Annotated in this window: 13 protein-coding genes; 12 read left to right on the top strand and 1 reads right to left on the bottom strand. The window is 56.9% G+C overall.

What is annotated here, in order from left to right:
- The 12 genes from LG290_RS09085 (at position 1) to LG290_RS09030 (ending at position 15,055) form a co-directional block, all read left to right on the top strand.
- Positions 1-993 carry a glycosyltransferase family 2 protein gene (locus LG290_RS09085; RefSeq protein WP_499834560.1) on the top strand — a complete coding sequence of 331 codons (993 nt, stop codon included), beginning with the start codon at positions 1-3 and terminating at the stop codon, positions 991-993.
- Positions 994-1,112: 119 nt separating this feature from the next.
- Entirely contained in the window at positions 1,113-2,177 is a 1,065-nt protein-coding gene (locus LG290_RS09080) for a polysaccharide pyruvyl transferase family protein (RefSeq protein ID WP_499834559.1), read from the top strand.
- Entirely contained in the window at positions 2,174-3,643 is a 1,470-nt protein-coding gene (locus LG290_RS09075; RefSeq protein WP_499834558.1) for a hypothetical protein, read from the top strand. Before LG290_RS09080 ends, LG290_RS09075 begins: the two co-directional genes overlap by 4 nt.
- Positions 3,644-3,707: 64 nt before the next feature.
- Entirely contained in the window at positions 3,708-4,685 is a 978-nt protein-coding gene (locus LG290_RS09070; protein WP_499834557.1) for a KpsF/GutQ family sugar-phosphate isomerase, read from the top strand.
- Positions 4,686-4,786: 101 nt separating this feature from the next.
- Positions 4,787-5,914: a glycosyltransferase gene (locus tag LG290_RS09065; protein WP_499834556.1), complete on the top strand. Its 1,128-nt coding sequence runs from the start codon at positions 4,787-4,789 to the stop codon at positions 5,912-5,914.
- 99 nt (positions 5,915-6,013) lie between these two features.
- Positions 6,014-8,047, top strand: coding sequence for an asparagine synthase (glutamine-hydrolyzing) (asnB, locus tag LG290_RS09060; RefSeq protein ID WP_499834555.1), 2,034 nt, complete (start codon positions 6,014-6,016; stop codon positions 8,045-8,047).
- Between the two features lie 111 nt (positions 8,048-8,158).
- Positions 8,159-9,199, top strand: a complete 1,041-nt coding sequence (locus tag LG290_RS09055; RefSeq protein WP_499834554.1) for an EpsG family protein — start codon at positions 8,159-8,161, stop codon at positions 9,197-9,199.
- Positions 9,200-9,355: 156 nt separating this feature from the next.
- A complete protein-coding gene (locus tag LG290_RS09050) occupies positions 9,356-10,078 on the top strand; it encodes a hypothetical protein (RefSeq protein WP_499834553.1) in 723 nt (240 codons plus the stop codon).
- A 170-nt stretch (positions 10,079-10,248) separates the two neighbouring features.
- Positions 10,249-11,430, top strand: coding sequence for a glycosyltransferase family 4 protein (locus tag LG290_RS09045; protein WP_499834552.1), 1,182 nt, complete (start codon positions 10,249-10,251; stop codon positions 11,428-11,430).
- A 4-nt stretch (positions 11,431-11,434) separates the two neighbouring features.
- Positions 11,435-12,712, top strand: a complete 1,278-nt coding sequence (gene tviB / locus LG290_RS09040) for a Vi polysaccharide biosynthesis UDP-N-acetylglucosamine C-6 dehydrogenase TviB (RefSeq protein WP_499834551.1) — start codon at positions 11,435-11,437, stop codon at positions 12,710-12,712.
- A 99-nt stretch (positions 12,713-12,811) separates the two neighbouring features.
- The gene (locus tag LG290_RS09035; protein WP_499834550.1) at positions 12,812-13,852 is read left to right on the top strand and encodes an NAD-dependent epimerase; all 1,041 of its coding nucleotides are present in this window, start codon (positions 12,812-12,814) and stop codon (positions 13,850-13,852) included.
- Between the two features lie 90 nt (positions 13,853-13,942).
- Positions 13,943-15,055 carry an RNA-guided endonuclease InsQ/TnpB family protein gene (locus tag LG290_RS09030; RefSeq protein ID WP_499834549.1) on the top strand — a complete coding sequence of 371 codons (1,113 nt, stop codon included), beginning with the start codon at positions 13,943-13,945 and terminating at the stop codon, positions 15,053-15,055.
- A gap of 440 nt (positions 15,056-15,495) precedes the next feature.
- Here the strand turns inward: LG290_RS09030 and LG290_RS09025 are convergent, their stop codons facing one another.
- A complete protein-coding gene (locus LG290_RS09025) occupies positions 15,496-16,413 on the bottom strand; it encodes a DMT family transporter (RefSeq protein ID WP_499834548.1) in 918 nt (305 codons plus the stop codon).
- Positions 16,414-16,415: the final 2 nt, after the last annotated feature.

Below are 16,415 nucleotides of genomic sequence, written 5' to 3'. Positions count from 1 at the left end.
ATGCTTAAGAAATATCGTTTCTCTGTTGTTATTCCGCTCTACAATAAAAAGAAAAGTATAAAAAGTACTCTCACATCTGTGCTCAATCAAGATTTCGATGATTATGAGATTGTGATAGTAAATGATGGCTCAATTGATGGCTCTATAGAAAGAGTTAAGGAGCTTTCAAGCGATAGAGTAAAAATATACGATAAAGATAATGGTGGCGTTTCATCTGCGAGAAATATGGGTATTGAAAAATCCAATGCCGATTGGATTGCTTTTCTTGATGCCGATGACTTATGGACCCCTTTCCATTTGTCTCACCTTGATGAATTGGCTGCAAGATTTCCGGAAGTGTACTTGGTGTCTTCGGCATCAAAGGTAGTGCTTCCTGATTTTACCCTTGGTTGTTCTATTCGTCGTCCTGTTGATTGTTCTATAAGCAATAACTTTTTCAGGGATTCACAAGGTGGCAAGTTTACAGTGCACACTTCTTCGGTTGCTATACGTCGCGAGGTTTTCGATGAGGTTGGTGGATTCCTGCCATATAATAGTGGTGAGGATGTAGAAATGTGGGCCAGGGTCGCGCTGAAAAATAAGATTGTAATGTCAGGTTTATGTACCTCGTATTACAGGCGAGATCCTGACGACGGTCTATCACGTGATGCGTTTTTCGAAAAATCCAGGAATACGGTAAGTGATGAAAGCCTTGGTATAGGCAGTACGCCGGTTCTGAAAATGCTAAAAGAAAAAATAGAAACAAAAGAGATATGTGTTGATCGTGACATCAGGAAGTATGTAGCAGAAAGGCTTAAGATTGGTGCGAAAATTAGAATTCATCATGGGAACATCGGCGGTCTTAAAAAGTTAATAAACCATCCTGATTGGAAGGAGTTTTGTTCTCCTTGCGGATATGATGTCTTGGGGTGCTTGCCTGATAGTATTATTTTAGCTTTGCGAGATGCGTATTTAAATTTGAAAAATAAAAAACATGATTCTCAGTCTGTTTAGAAGTTGTATTGGCTTTTGTCGGTAATTAAATTATGCGTTAACGTTGCATGTCGAGTCCACGTCGTGATGACCATGATTGCTGAGAAAGATCAGTTTGATGATTCTACGAGAGTGTCTACATGGCCATGACAAAGGTACGCGGCGCAAGCAATGGGAGTGTTCTGGTAGTAAACGACACAAGGGTCGATCAGCATCACGGCTGTCAGGCAGTCATGGCCGCGATAACGTTGTTGCTGGGGCGCAACCGCATGGAGGTGGCGCTGTTCTGGCCGGCACACACTAAATGGCGAGGTGATTCGGAGTTCGAGAAAATGATCGCTAATGTAGACCTCGTGTTGATCAACGGTGAGGGCACGATCCATCATGACCGCCTTGCAGGAAGGCAGTTGCTTGAACTTGGAGCACGAGCCCGTGCTGAGGGTGTGCCGGTAGCCCTGATCAATGCGGGATGGGAAGCCAATGGCCCTGACCTTATCAGCTTGCTGGACGATTTCGATCTTGTTGCGGCCCGTGACAGTCGCAGCGCCAAACGCATGCGTGCCGGTGGTGCCACCGTGCAGGTGGTCCCGGATCTCAGCCTGTGGTTTGCCCGGGCACAGGGGATCATTCCGCATAGGAGCGGGCCTCGCGCTGGAATCGGGGTGACGGACAATGTGGAGCGCTTCAAGGCGCTGGCTCTGGAGCGACTGCGTTCGGACTGTGGCGGCCAGTTGGTGTCGATCGTCCATGGCGGCCCGGGTCCGGTGGGCTGGATCCGCTTTCTACGCGAGGGCGTGGCTCTTTCCAAGGATCTTCGCCATCCTGCACGGCTCACCGCGTTGCTGCGGTTGCGTCATCGGCTGTGGTGGCGGAGCAGTGCAGATAGCCAGCGTTTCCTGACTGGCCTTGGGGCCTTGAAGCTGCTGGTCTCCGGGCGCTTTCATGCCTGTACGCTAGCGCTCGCTGCCGGGACTCCGCTGATTGCTCAGGCCTCCAATACCGACAAGATTGCCGCGCTCTTTCACGATGCCCAACTCGATAGCTGGCGCCATGAGGGTTCGCTCGATGTGGCTCGCGTTCATGAGGCAAGCGAACGTGGCTGGAGCGAGAAGGAGTTCCACAACTTGTGCGACTACCTTGATGAAGCCTCAACTTCGGCCGAGAAGCTCTTTTCTGATCTGGCGAAACTGGCAGCACATGGATGAGGACCCAGGATACTGCTCTTTCTGAAGAGGCGCGTTTTGCGCTGCGGGCGAAGAATCGGGCCCTAGCGTGGGAGTGGACCGCAGAAGGTCTGAAACCCGGTGTGTCTGTCTGGCGGCTTGAATGGATCAAGGCGGCGGTGGCTCTGGCAGAAGATCGGCTCATCTCCTTGCCCCCGCCCCTTGAAACCAAGGCTCCCCCTGTACCGCGTTGGCGCCTTGTGCTGGGAATGGTGGTGGGTTGCCTTATGGCGGTCATCTATATGTCGCGACAACGAGCTGGAGCTGGTCAAGCGAAACTGCCACCTGATACATCCCGCTTTGCGGCCATCCATGCTGAATGGAGTACCCGTACCCGCCATTTGCTGACAGCGATCGATACCGCTGACCCCCCGGTCGGTGCGATTATCCTCTTGGGTCGCTTGCAGCGCTCGCCTGAGCAGACGGCCGCCCTATGGGGTAACAAGCGCCCCGGCAGTCGGGCGGCATCGCTGCCGCTCGTGCAACCCATGTCCCCACGGGCGTGCTTGTGGGCACTGGGCGACCTGCCGAGGCTGTTACGCGAAGGTATCGCATCTTCATCGCATATGCCGTTGGCACTCCCGTTTCGCGACCAGGTAGCGATCTCTTTCAGGGTAGTACTCGGTGCTGTTGCCGCTAGATGGTGGAAAGAGAGCGGGGCGACGGGGGCCGAGGTGCTCTTCGCCATTACCGGTACCGCCGATACCACCTTGCTGGAGGATGCTATCCAACAGACGGGTGGGTGCACCCTTCATGTCCTGCATGGTCAGGCGACGGGGCCGAATTTCGCAGGTATCTCGAACTTGGCGCTGTTTCGCAGCAGGCACGATGCAGCGGCCTATTCGCGACTTGGCTGTTATGGACGCTGCGAGGTGCAGACCGGGTCCCCACCGAGGCCAATGCGCGGTTCGGCTGGTTTGCTGTTGCTGAGCAATCTTGCCCATCCGATGAATCCCGACTTTCGTCGTCAGCCGCTGCAGGATGAGCTCGCGCTGTTGGCCTGTGTGGGAAGCGCGGCGCGTCGGCTCGGTGCTGCGGCCCATCCGCTGCTATGGAAGCCCCACCCCGTGATAGGGGGACTACCGGAAGAAATGCGTACTACCCTGCGTACCGCTGCGCTGCATGAGGGGTTTACCGAGTTGCCTGCTGAGGCGGATCTGGTCAGCGTCGCAGCTAACTGTCGCTGGGTTCTGGCCAGCCCCTCGACCGTGTCGCTCGATCTGCTCCAGGCGGGGTATCTCAGCGTGGTGTTGGACCCCCAAGGCAGTGTCCTCGACACCGCTCTTGCCGGCCTGCCCCAGGTGACGGTCGAGCCGGTAGCCTTGGCACAGCTTCTTGAAAGTCTTGATGGATGCGATGCTTACAGCGACGCCTTCTCTGAAGCTTTTGCTGCAGTATGCCCGGCACGGGCGTTTGATTTGAAAGGTGATATCCGCAGAGCTGAATGAGACGACATGTTAAGTGATCATGCATAACTAAGAGTTTCCAAAGTATGGAAAAGGATGCGACGCAATGAATCGAGCAACCAGGAAAACGATACTTATATCGAGTATTCAGGTTGGTCAGCAAGTTTTCAAAGTCGAGGCCGATGCCTTGCAGGCCACGGCTAACCGGCTGGGAACCTCCTTTGATCAGGCCGTTGGCATGATTCTAGATACGTCGGGACGAGTGATCGTGTCGGGTATGGGAAAGTCGGGAATTGTAGGTAACAAGATCGCGGCCACCTTGGCTTCTACCGGTACCCCGAGTTTTGCGGTGCACCCCGCTGAAGCTTACCACGGTGATCTGGGCATGTTTACCCGAGGCGACGTAGCCGTTCTCATTTCCTATAGCGGGGAAACCGATGAAGTGATTCGATTGATTCCCTCACTGCACCACTTCGGTGTAAAGACCATAGCTATGGTTGGTAACCTCGAATCGACCTTGGGCCGAAATTCCGATCTGGTGCTTGACGTTTCAGTGGAGCGTGAAGCTTGCCCGAACAATCTAGCTCCGACCACATCAACCACCGTTACCTTGGCTATGGGTGATGCTCTAGCCGTTGCATTGATTGAAAGGCGTGGATTCAAGCCCAAGGATTTTGCCGTATTTCATCCGGGGGGGAGTCTTGGACGCAGGCTTTTGACTCGTGTCAAGGATGTGATGCATACGAATTTACCCACTGTAACTCCCGAGAACGACTTCAAGGAAGTGATCATGACGATCACCGAGGGGGGGCTAGGGGTGGCGGTAGTCATAGACAATGGGAAGATCTATGGGGTTATCACCGATGGCGACCTTCGGCGTGCTTTGTTAAATCATCAGCAATTTGATGGTTTGGTTGCCGGCGACATCATGTCTTATAACCCACTTACCATCAATGAATTAGAAATGTTCGCTAATGCTGAGAGCTTCATGTTGAAGTCTAAGGTTACCGCCCTGCTAGTGGTAAGCAAGAATGGCGCCTTGGCGGGAATCCTAAAACTTCAGGATGCTAGTCCGTTAATATAAGCCATTGCTGGAAGTTTATTTATATGGACTGTATTCCATGAAAAAGAGATGCGATTCTTCTATGCCTATTCACTTTTAGTTAATCTATCAAGAGCTGTAATGTGAAAATATTGCTTGTCATTACAAGTCTAGGCGTCGGCGGTGCCGAGCGTTTGCTAACGAATCTTGCAGATTATTTCGTTTCGGCGGGGCACGAGGTGCTGCTGGCCAGCTTTCACGGCGAGGCTGAGTTGCGTCCTTATGATGCGCGCGTGCAGTTAGTGAATTTGCAGATGCGACGTAGCCCGTTGGCTGTGCTGGCCGGAATTTGGCGCTTGCATCGCCTGGTACGGTCGTTCCGCCCCGACGTGGTTAATAGCCACTTAGTGCATGCCAATATTCTCACTCGGTTGTTGCGGCTTGTCACACCCATGCCGAGGCTGGTCTCTAGCGCACACAATACCAACGAGGAAGGCCTTGGGCGCATGCTGGCCTATCGGCTGACGGACCGGCTGGCGGATATCTCCACCAATGTGTCAGTGAGGGCGGTGGAGGCATTCGAGCAGCAGCGTGCACTGCGACCCGGGCGCATGTTCGCTATTTACAACGGCATCAACATCGACAGCTTCGCCTTTGACGAAGCTGCTCGGCAACAGGTGCGCGAGGAACTGGGCGTCGATGAGGCTACGCCGCTGCTGCTGGCGGTGGGTCGCCTATGGGAGCCGAAGGACTACCCCAACCTGCTGCGGGCCTTCGCTTGGCTGGCACCCGCACCGGTATTGCCGCGGTTGGTGATTGTCGGTGTTGGACCCTTGCATGCTGAACTGGGAGCGCTGGTCGACTCGCTGGGGGTGGCCGGCCGTGTGAGCTTTCTCGGTGTTCGACACGATGTGCCGGCGTTGATGTCTGCCTGTGACCTATACGTGCTCTCGTCGGCCTGGGAGGGCTTCGGTCTGGTGGTCGCGGAAGCCATGGCCTGCCGGCGTGTGACCGTGGCCACGGATTGCGGCGGGGTGCGGGAAGTGGTGGGTGAGGTCGGTTATCTCGTTCCTCCGCGTGACAGCGAGGCACTGGCCGAGGCGTTACAACAGGCGCTGGAGCTCAGTTCTGACGAAGGCGAGCGGCTTGGTCGCCAGGCACGCCAGCGGGTGATAGAGCGCTTTTCCTTGGAAGCCACCGCCGAACGCTATCTGGCCGCCTATCAAGGCATTGACCTGAATGACCAACGAGCCTTGCAAGGAGCGGAATGAAAATACTGGCGACCGAAGGCGCCGGCCATATGGCTTACTTCGAGAACAACGTCGGCGGCATCCTGGCACGCGTTTCGCATTCATGGACGGGGAGATGACATGTGTGGCTGCACCGGTTTCCTGACAGGCGCCTCGCCCCCGCTGGCTGAGTTGGAGAATTCCGTCAAGCGGATGGCCGACACCCTTCTGCATCGTGGCCCCGATGACGCGGGTGTTTGGGTCGAAGGCGACGCTGGCGTGGCATTGGGGCACCGTCGGCTCTCCATTCTGGATCTCTCACCGGCTGGCCACCAGCCCATGCATTCATCCTGCAAACGCTATGTACTCAGCTTCAACGGCGAAATTTATAACCATCAACAACTAAGAACGGAATTGGAAAGGGAAGGACGATGGGAGCGTCACAACTGGCGCGGGCATTCAGATACCGAAACCTTGCTGGCGGCATTCGCGCTCTGGGGTATCGAGGCGACACTGAAGCGCTGCGTGGGCATGTTCGCCATTGCGCTATGGGATCGGCAAACCCGTACCCTGACCCTGGCGCGCGACCGCTTCGGTGAAAAGCCGCTCTACTATGGTTTCGCTCAGGGCGGCGGCTTTGCCCGAAGCGATGTGACGGGCGAGGTGGAGAGCGTCACCGGCACCGGCCCGTTGCTTTTCGGCTCCGAGCTCAAGGCCTTGATGGCCCACCCCGAGTGGCAGGGCACACTGGCGACCGACGCCTTGGAAGGCTACTTGCGCTTCGGCTGTGTGGGTGGCGAAACCAGTATCTTCCAGGGTATCGCCAAGCTGCCCCCGGGAGGACTACTGAAGGTGTCGGCTGCCGATGTGCTGGCCGGTGTGCTGCCAAGTTCGACGATCTGGTGGTCAGCGGAGCAGGCCGCGCGTGATGCCATGCAGGCCGGGCGCATCGAGGACTCCGAGGCCGCCGTTTCAGCGGTGGAACATGCGCTGGGCCAGTCGGTACGCCGCCAAATGCTGGCCGATGTGCCGCTAGGGGCCTTTCTCTCCGGTGGTATCGACAGCTCGCTGATTGTGTCGTTGATGCAGCAACAGGCCGACCGGCCGGTGCGTACCTTCTCGGTGGGCTTCGATGATGCCCGCTACGACGAGTCCACTCATGCCGCGGCAGTGGCGGCCCACCTGGGCACCGATCACCTGACGCTAAACGCCACTCCGGGCATGGCACTCGACCTGGTGCCCCGCCTGCCCGAACTCTTCGATGAGCCTTTTGCGGATTCTTCCCAACTACCCACTGCGCTGATCTCTCGATTGACTCGCGAGCACGTCACGGTGGCGCTTTCCGGCGATGCCGGCGATGAGCTGTTCGGTGGCTACAACCGTCACCTCTGGGTCCCGCGGGTCTGGCACAAACTCAAGCGTCTACCGCTGCCGGCACGCCGGGCCCTGGCAGTGTCGCTCAAGGCGATTCCCTCGCATCGTTACGACCAGCTGATGCGGCTGGGAGGTGGGGTGCTGCCGGCCCTGCGCCTGCGTACCTTCGGTGAGAAGTTGCACAAGCTGGCGGGAGTATTGTCCAGCCCCAGTGAGCAGGCGCTGTTCGCTGGGGTGGCCGCGATGAACCGTCAGCCCGCCGCGCTGCTGGTTGGGCAAGGATGGGGTAGGACGCCGGATATCCTGTTCCCAGTTCTCCAGCAGTTCAACAGCACAGAGTGGATGCTGCTGATGGACACGCTGCACTACTTGGTCGATGACGTGCTGGTGAAGGTCGACCGCGCCAGCATGGCCAGCAGCCTGGAAGTGCGCGTGCCTTTTCTGGATCCCGACGTCTTCCACACTGCCTGGCGTATCCCGACCCATATCCGATTGCGTGACGGGCAGGGCAAGTGGGTGCTGCGTCAGCTGCTCTATCGCCATGTGCCTCGTGAGTTAGTGGAACGTCCCAAGATGGGCTTCGCCGTGCCGTTGGATGCCTGGCTGCGAGGCCCCCTCAGACCATGGGCCGAGGATCTGCTCTCTTCCGCCAGCTTGAAAGAACTACCGCTGCTCGATACCCGCCAGACTCAGTCGCTATGGCAAGCCCACCTGAAGGGACAGGGGCACCACGCCCAGCAGCTCTGGGCGGTGCTGCAGTTACTGGCCTGGCAGCGGTGGTGGAAGCCTGAGCTTCCCTGATCTCTGGTTTCTGGCCTCTGGTTTCTAATTCCTGATACCTGATCTGTGTCTCAGACGCGTGCCTTCGCGGTACGGCTCATTAAATAACGACTCACTGCATACGCGGTTGCCATGTTGCCTTACTGGATTCTTTTCCTGATTCCCGCGGTAGGCGTTCTGGTGCCATACCGCCTGACCCCGGCCTCCCGCCCCGCGATCTGGTGGCTGGTCGGTAGCCTGTTTGCCCTGGCCATTGGGTTGCGTTTCCAGGTCGGTGGCGATTGGGGGGCGTACCTGAGGTATCTGGACCACGTCTCCGCCATGACACTGCTTGAGGTGTTGTTACGCGAAGACCCCGGCTATTATCTGCTCAACTGGCTGGCGGTGAACCTGGGCGGCAACATCTACTGGGTGAACCTGGTCTGTGGCGCCATCGTGATGACTGGGGTAGTCGCCTTTGCACGTTACCAGCCGCTGCCCTGGCTGGCGCTGATGGTGGCGGTACCCTACCTGATCATCGTGGTGGCCATGGGCTACACCCGCCAAGCGGTGGCATTGGGGTTCATCCTGCTCGGCCTGGTGGCCCTCAGCAATGGCAGGGTTCGCATTTTCGTACTCTGGGTGCTGATCGGCGCGGCTTTCCACAAGTCCGCGGTGCTGATGCTGCCGGTGGCGGGGCTGGCGGCCAGCCAGAGCCGGCTCATTTCCGTGGCCTGGGCGGGAACGGCCACGTTGATTGGCGGTTACCTGTTCCTGCTAGATTCCGCCGACCAGCTCTGGGCCAATTACGTCGAGGCCGATTATCAGTCCGAGGGTGGGCTGATCCGCGTAATGATGAATGCCGTACCCGCAGGGCTTTATCTGGTGCTGCACCGATATTTGCAACTCAATGAAGATGAGCGACGCCTGTGGTGGTGGCTCTCAGTGCTGGCCATCGCCTGCATCCCGCTGGTGATAATGTCCTCCACCGCCACCGACCGTGTCGCCCTTTATCTGATCCCCCTCCAAATCTTCGTGTTCGCACGGCTTCCGCTGATTAGCTCGGATGCACGCTGGTCGACAGTGATTGTACTCAGCGTGGTGGCCTACTATGCGGCGGTGTTGCTGGTGTGGCTCGTGTTCGCTGCACACTCCCATGCCTGGTTGCCGTATCAGCTGGTGTGGCTGGTGTGATATCTGGTGAAGAAAGTCCCCGCTAATCCTCGAGGTCACAGCGATGCCTGTCCCTATTTGTCAACGTAGTTGTTACCTAAATGGATTGAGAGGTGATCAACGTGCGTTACTCCCGCAGAGCGTAAGGAAGCTATTTTCAAGAAGATGTCGCCGCCCATGAGCCTGACCATCCCGGAACTATCAAAATACTGGAGTGGCTTCTATGAAATGCAAGATAAAATTCTTGAGTTGGGGTTTGTTAAGTTCCCCGCGCTGTCTGAGTTGATAGATATTGAAAGTTATGCTGTGGATATTCTGAGTGAGTGTAGTGGTAAAGCCTTTGTCGAGTCAGTGCCTGCGCAAAATAAACTTCTTGATGACTTGGGTGTAAAATCCCTTTTGGCTCCTATCTTGTTTGAATTTGCTAGAGAACAGTTCTGTTACAAAGGAAGTGTGGATAATCAATATCATGTTTCGCGATTTGTCTATCCAGGGAATGGTGTAGAGAAGTATAGAGCCCATTTTGATTCTCATTTGTTTACTCTTGTAATTCCGTTAATAATTCCAACTTCTTTGTTGGGTGAAGAAGTTGGTGAGTTTTTGTTCATACCTAATGCCAGAAGAATGCCTAAGACAGAAATTGAAAATATTTTTGGAAAGATATATTTCAAGAGGTATTCGAGTAGGCGCGCGATGATGAGGATGATAAAGGCTCGTGAATGTGAGGTCGAGCTGTTTTCTGATCAGTGTCCTTTGTTGTTTCTAGGCCGAACGACATTGCACGCAAATAAGGCTGTTTCCTTGGGCGCATCAAGCGTTCGGCTGACATCGTTATCACATTTTTTTGACCCAAGGGCATTTGGTATTGGCAGGTTATTAAGGGCTTTGAGAAACCGCTGATCGTCGTTGTCGTTAGTGTGGCCTCCTACTAAGCGGCGTTATTGTTTATGTAACTCATGTATGTGGCTCACGCCGGTAAATGGTTACCTTATCAGTTGGGGGTTGGTGTAACGGTAGGTGTGTGCCTGATCCAATTTCAGGGATCACTTCACCCAGCGGAGTCTCAGAGAATGATCAATAACAAGCAGGGACGAAAGTTGACGTACAAGAAGACGGTAGTCTTGGTCTCCAATACTTCCTGGTACCTCTACAATTTCCGCCGTGGCACGATTGTGGCGCTGCAGGGGGCGGGCTATCGCGTGGTGGCACTGGCGCCGGAGGATGATTACTCCCACTGCTTGGTGGAGGAGCTCGGTATCACGCACCTGGCGCTGCCCATGGAGGGCAAGGGCACCCAGTTGCTGGGCGAGGGCAGAAGCCTGCTGGCACTTACCAATGCGCTGCACCGACTGAAGCCGGCCTTCGTGTTCAATTTTACCGTGAAGGCCAATATCTATTCGGGCCTGGCCTGCCAGGCGCTGGGCATCCCCTATGCCAATAACGTCTCCGGCTTGGGAACCGCCTTCCTGCATGACTGCTGGCTGTTTCGTCGAGTGCGCGCGCTCTATGGCGTTGCCAATCGCGGGGCGCAGCGGGTGTTCTTCCAGAACCAGGAAGATCATGACCTGTTCCAGAGCCATGGCCTGCTGTGCGGCCCCCCCACCACCGTGCTGCCGGGCTCGGGAATGGATATTACCCGCTTTACTTTCTCGCCGCTGCCGGTCCCCGTCCCCTTTACCTTCGTTATGATCGCTCGCCTGCTGGGCGACAAGGGCGTGCGCGAGTTTGTGCAGGCGGCGGGACAGGTGCGTGCCGCTTACCCCGATTGTCGCTTCTTGCTGATCGGCCCCCATGGGGCCAGCAACTGTACCGCGATTACCGAAGCCGAGGTACAGCACTGGCAGGCAGAGGGCGTGATTGAGGTGCTTGGCGAGCAGGGCGACGTTCGGCCTTTCCTCGAGCAGTCGCATGTGCTGGTGCTGCCTTCCTATCGGGAGGGGATGCCGAGGACCGTGCTGGAAGCCGCCGCCATGGGACGGCCTGCCATCGTGTCCGATGTCCCGGGGTGCAGACAGGCGGTAGTGGCCAGCAAGACTGGTTGGCTGTGCGAGGTGAAGAGTGCTGATTCATTGGCCCAGTGCATGGCGACATGCATGGCCATGCCCCGGGCGGAACTTCAGGCAGCAGGCAAGGCAGCGCGAGTGCGCATCGAGGAGGAGTTCGATGAACGCATCGTGATTGAGGCGGCGCTTGGCTGCTTGCATGAAATTCATGACCTGAACCGAGCCAATCCATTGTCATGCAAGGAATGAGACGATGCTGAAGATAGAGAATGTGCGCCTGGGGGTGATCGGCCTGGGCTATGTCGGGCTGCCCCTGGCCGTGGAGTTCGGAAAGATACTGCCGACGGTTGGCTTCGATATCAACACCCAGCGAATTGGCGATTTACGCAACGGTACCGACCTCACCCAGGAGGTAGAGCCGGCGCTGCTGGCCGCGGCCACACAGCTGCGCTTTTCGAATGACATCGAGGCACTGTGCGACTGCAACGTCTATATCGTTACCGTGCCTACGCCCATCGATGCGTCCCGATGTCCGGATCTTACCTGCTTGATAAAGGCCAGCGAAACGGTGGGTCAGGTGGTGGGCGTGGGAGATGTGGTGATCTATGAATCGACCGTCTATCCCGGCGCCACCGAGATGGATTGCATTCCGGTCATCGAGCGGGTCTCGGGCCTGGTCTTCAATCGGGATTTCTTTGCCGGTTACAGTCCCGAACGTATCAACCCGGGTGACAAGGAGCACCGGATCGCTTTCATCAAGAAAGTCACCTCGGGTTCCACGCCGGAAGTAGCGGAGTTCGTGGATTCTCTTTACCGCCGGGTGATCATCGCCGGTACCCATCTTGCCAGCTCCATCCAGGTTGCTGAGGCCGCCAAGGTGATCGAGAACACCCAGCGCGACCTTAACATTGCCCTGATCAACGAGTTGGCGGTGATCTTCAACCGGCTAGGGATCGATACCGAGGAAGTGCTGGAGGCGGCCGGCAGCAAGTGGAACTTCCTGCCGTTTCGCCCGGGCCTGGTGGGTGGGCACTGCATCGGTGTGGACCCCTACTACCTGACCCACCGTGCTCAGCAGGTGGGCTATCACCCCGAGGTGATTCTCTCCGGGCGGCGCATCAATGACGGGATGGGTGCTTATGTGGCTGGGCAGTTGATCAAGCAGATGATCAAGCGTCGGCTACAAGTGCAAGGCGCTCGGGTTCTGGTGCTGGGCCTTACCTTCAAGGAGAACTGCCCGGACCTGCGTAACACACGCGTGGTGGATATCCTGGCGGAACTTGGCGATTACGGTGTGGTGGCGGAGGTCTACGACCCCCAAGTGAACAAGGCAGAAGCCGAGCGAGAATATGGCATACGCTTGGTCGAATGGCCGGAGAACGATGCCTATGACGCCATCATCCTGGCTGTTGCCCACCGGGAGTTCCGCGAGCTCAGGGTTGGAGACATTCGGGCATGGGGAAGGTCCGAACATGTGCTCTACGACCTCAAATTTGTGCTGCCGAAAGAATCCGTCGACCTGCGTCTGTAATAAGCGGTGGATGTTGCGCCATCCTTATCCCATATCTTTCTCACTTCTTCCTCATGGAACGCTGTGAACCTGCCGTTTTTCCCAAAAGTTGATATCACCATGAAGATACTCGTGACCGGCAATGCCGGCTTTATCGGTTTCCACGTGGCCAAGCGCTTGCTGGAGCGCGGCGACAGCGTGATTGGCTTCGATGTGGTCAACGACTACTACGATCCCGCCATCAAGGAAGCGCGGCTCAAGATTCTGGAAGAGACGGCGGCGCGTACCGGTAGCGAGTACCAGTTCGTGAGGAACGACCTGGCCGATCAACAGGCGCTGAACGATGCCTTCCACGGACACGCTCCCGAGCGGGTGATCCACCTGGCCGCCCAGGCCGGGGTGCGCTACTCGCTCGAGAACCCCCACGCCTATGTGCAGAGTAACGTGGTGGCTTTCACCAATATCCTTGAGGCCTGCCGGCGTCACCAGGTGCAGCACCTGACCTACGCCAGCACCAGCAGCGTATACGGCGCTAACACCAATATGCCTTTCTCGGAGCACGAAAGCGTCAATCATCCGCTGCAGTTCTACGCCGCCACCAAGAAGGCCAATGAGCTGATGGCACACAGCTATAGCCATTTGTTTCGCCTGCCCACCACGGGGCTGCGCTTCTTCACCGTGTATGGTCCCTGGGGACGTCCGGACATGGCGTTGTTCCTGTTCACCAAGGCGATACTGGCGGGAGAGCCGATCCAAGTATTCAACCACGGCAACCATACCCGGGATTTCACTTACATCGATGACATCGTCGAAGGCGTGATCCGCGCTAATGATGATATCGCCGAGCCCAATCCCGATTGGAACAGCAACAGCCCCGACCCGGCTACCAGCAACGCGCCATATCGCATCTTCAACATCGGTAACAACGATCCGGTACAGCTCTCCGCCTATATTGAAGCGATCGAGGAGGCGTTGGACAAGAAAGCCATAAAGGAATTACTGCCGCTGCAGCCGGGTGACGTGGCTGCCACTTATGCCGATTGCAGCGAGTTGGAGAAGGCCGTGGGCTATAAGCCTGCCACGCCGGTGAAGGAGGGCGTGACCAACTTCGTTGATTGGTATCGAGACTTTTATCTAAAAGCGCGTAATACCTCTTCCTGAGACGAGTAGCGCGAATGGGGAGGGGATACAAGCGCGGCATCCGAGAGGACGCCTTGCGTACTTACAAAAAATTATATTAAGCTGTAAGTCATGAAAACCGAACGCGCCTACAAGTACCGATTCTACCCGACGCCCGAGCAGGAAATCCTGCTGGCGCGGACGTTTGGGTGCGTGCGGTTTGTCTGGAACGCGGTGCTGCGCTATCGCACCGATGCGTTCTATCAGCGTCAGGAAAAGGTCGGCTACAACGATGCCAGTGCGTTCTTGACGCAACTGAAAAAACAGCCTGACACCGCGTTCCTCGCCGAGGTCAGTTCGGTGCCCTTGCAGCAATGCCTGCGCCATCAACAATCGGCCTTCAAGCACTTCTTTGCCAAGCGCGCTCGATACCCGCGATTCAAGTCAAAGAAGCAGCGGCAGTCCGCCACCTTTGCCAGTTCAGCATTTGCGTATCGCAACGGCCAGATCACGCTGGCCAAGTGCAAGGAATCCCTCAACATTCGCTGGAGCCGCGAGCTTCCGTCAGCCCCCAGCACCGTTACCGTGTCCCAAGACCGCGCCGGTCGCTATTTCATTAGCTGCTTGTGCAAAGTGGACGCCGAATCACTGTCCATTACCCCCAAGATGGTGGGTATCGATCTCGGGCTGAAAGACCTATTCGTGACCAGTGACGGCGAGCGCGTCAATAACCCCCGCCATACGGCGCGTCACGCTCGTAAACTGGCACGGGCACAGCGCCAGCTATCGCGTAAGCAAAAAGGTTCCAACAACTGCGCCAAGGCGCGGCATACGGTGGCCCGGCGCCACGCGAAAATCGCCGATGCCCGGCTTGACCACCTTCACAAACTCACCCGGCAGATCATCAACGAGAACCAAGTTATCGCTGCCGAGAGTTTGCAGGTCAAAAACATGCTGAAAAACCGCACGCTGGCCAAGGCCATCAGCGATGTTGGCTGGGGGGAGCTGGTGCGCCAGCTTGAGTACAAGGCAGAATGGGCGGGGCGTCAGTTCGTCCAGATCGACCGTTGGTACCCCAGCAGCAAGCGCTGCCATGGCTGCGGGTTTGTAGTCGAATCCTTGCCGCTCGATGTTCGCACCTGGGACTGCCCCGGCTGCGGCACCCAAGGCATCGACCGCGATGTGAATGCAGCCCGTAACATTCTACAAGCCGGCACCGCGCTGTTAGCCGGTGCTGAGAGTTGAAGCACTACCGAGGGGCACTCGGGAATATACGCCTGTGGAGTTTGTGTAAGACCGGCAATGCCAAGGCATTGGGGCGACGGACAACGAAGCAGGAATCAGGAAGGTGACGACCTGGGAATCCCCTTCCACAAGCGCGCTAGCTCTGAAGGTGGGGGAGGGTGTCAAATGAGCTGATTCTTTCTCCACCTATATCACAGCCAAGCAGCCCGACCATGTGCCGGGCTGCTTGCGTTTGGTACGTCAAGCTTGGCTCACGACAGCTTTCTCTGTCCAGTGCGCCAGAAAGGTGCAACGTACGAACGTACGCCAAACACAAAAAGCCATTATGTCATCGATGCTAGCGCTCAACACTGCCGTCAAGGCCGGTTTCGATGGAGACGATCATGCTCGATACGGAAGATGAGCCACAGGCATTTCGTGACTGGCTGACCCCGGTTTAATCATGGCGATGCTGACTTCTGGGTCAGAACGATGGCCACGGCGGCCAATATCAAAATAAGGGCGACCAGCAACGCCAGCGTGAAAGGCTCATCAAGTAAAACGACGGCGCTGGAAACACCCACTACCGGAATGATCAAGGTACTGATGGTGGATTGACCGATGGTCAAGCGATTGACGTTACGAAACCACAGCATCTGAGCAAGACAGATAGCGAATATCAAATGAAAGCCTAGCGCCAGCCAAGTGGTGTCACGCCATGCCGGTGGGGAAGGCGGCGTATCGAATCCAACCGCGAGCAAGATCATCGGCACGGCGCAGATAGCGAACTGCCAGGCGGTAATCACCACCGGATGCCCCTGCCACTTGCCGCGACGCTTGATCAGTACCGTTCCCAGCGCCCAGGAAAACGCCGCGCCGAGCACGAACAACGGCCCGATGAAGCCATCGAGACCAGCCTCCCAAGCAGCCGGGCCGAGCAATACCGCCAAGCCCAGTTGGCCGAGGCCCAGGCCCAGCCATTGGCGCCTGCTGATTGTTTCGCCAAGCAGGCCGAGGGCCATCAACAAAGCCCAGCAGGGCATGGTGAAGGCGATAATGGCAGCCTGTGAGGTGGCCATGTTGAGCTGGGCGAAGGCGGTACCCAGGTTAAAGCCGAGAATCGTGAAAGTTCCCGCCGCCACCAGCCAGGGCCATTCTTCACGAGTCACCGCAATCGGCAGTTTGCGCAGCAGCGCCCAGCCCAGCAACATCATGGCGCCGACGCTGAAGCCCAGGGCACGTAGAGTGAATGGCGGCAAATCCATCAGGATGAAGCGCACTGCCGGCCAGTTGCCGCCCCAGAACAAGCCGATAGCTATCACTAGCAGCGTAGACGATAGCGGTGGCGTCATAAGGCGCTGTGCGAGGCGCGAAAGCATGC

It is taken from the genome of Halomonas sediminis, from assembly GCF_044871105.1.
GTDB lineage: Bacteria > Pseudomonadota > Gammaproteobacteria > Pseudomonadales > Halomonadaceae > Vreelandella > Vreelandella zhuhanensis.
Note: the sequence above shows the minus strand (reverse complement) of the source record. Positions and strands in the feature narration are given on the sequence as shown.

Excerpts from the sequence above, each read along its gene's own strand:
- LG290_RS09030 (WP_499834549.1), top strand. The coding sequence starts at position 13,943 with ATGAAAACCGAACGCGCCTACAAGTACCGATTCTACCCGACGCCCGAG.
- LG290_RS09050 (WP_499834553.1), top strand. The coding sequence starts at position 9,356 with ATGAGCCTGACCATCCCGGAACTATCAAAATACTGGAGTGGCTTCTAT.
- LG290_RS09075 (WP_499834558.1), top strand. The coding sequence starts at position 2,174 with ATGAGGACCCAGGATACTGCTCTTTCTGAAGAGGCGCGTTTTGCGCTG.
- asnB (WP_499834555.1), top strand. The coding sequence starts at position 6,014 with ATGTGTGGCTGCACCGGTTTCCTGACAGGCGCCTCGCCCCCGCTGGCT.
- LG290_RS09025 (WP_499834548.1), bottom strand. The coding sequence starts at position 16,413 with ATGCTTTCGCGCCTCGCACAGCGCCTTATGACGCCACCGCTATCGTCT.
- LG290_RS09035 (WP_499834550.1), top strand. The coding sequence starts at position 12,812 with ATGAAGATACTCGTGACCGGCAATGCCGGCTTTATCGGTTTCCACGTG.
- LG290_RS09055 (WP_499834554.1), top strand. The coding sequence starts at position 8,159 with ATGTTGCCTTACTGGATTCTTTTCCTGATTCCCGCGGTAGGCGTTCTG.
- LG290_RS09070 (WP_499834557.1), top strand. The coding sequence starts at position 3,708 with ATGAATCGAGCAACCAGGAAAACGATACTTATATCGAGTATTCAGGTT.
- LG290_RS09045 (WP_499834552.1), top strand. The coding sequence starts at position 10,249 with ATGATCAATAACAAGCAGGGACGAAAGTTGACGTACAAGAAGACGGTA.
- tviB (WP_499834551.1), top strand. The coding sequence starts at position 11,435 with ATGCTGAAGATAGAGAATGTGCGCCTGGGGGTGATCGGCCTGGGCTAT.
- LG290_RS09085 (WP_499834560.1), top strand. The coding sequence starts at position 1 with ATGCTTAAGAAATATCGTTTCTCTGTTGTTATTCCGCTCTACAATAAA.
- LG290_RS09080 (WP_499834559.1), top strand. The coding sequence starts at position 1,113 with ATGGCCATGACAAAGGTACGCGGCGCAAGCAATGGGAGTGTTCTGGTA.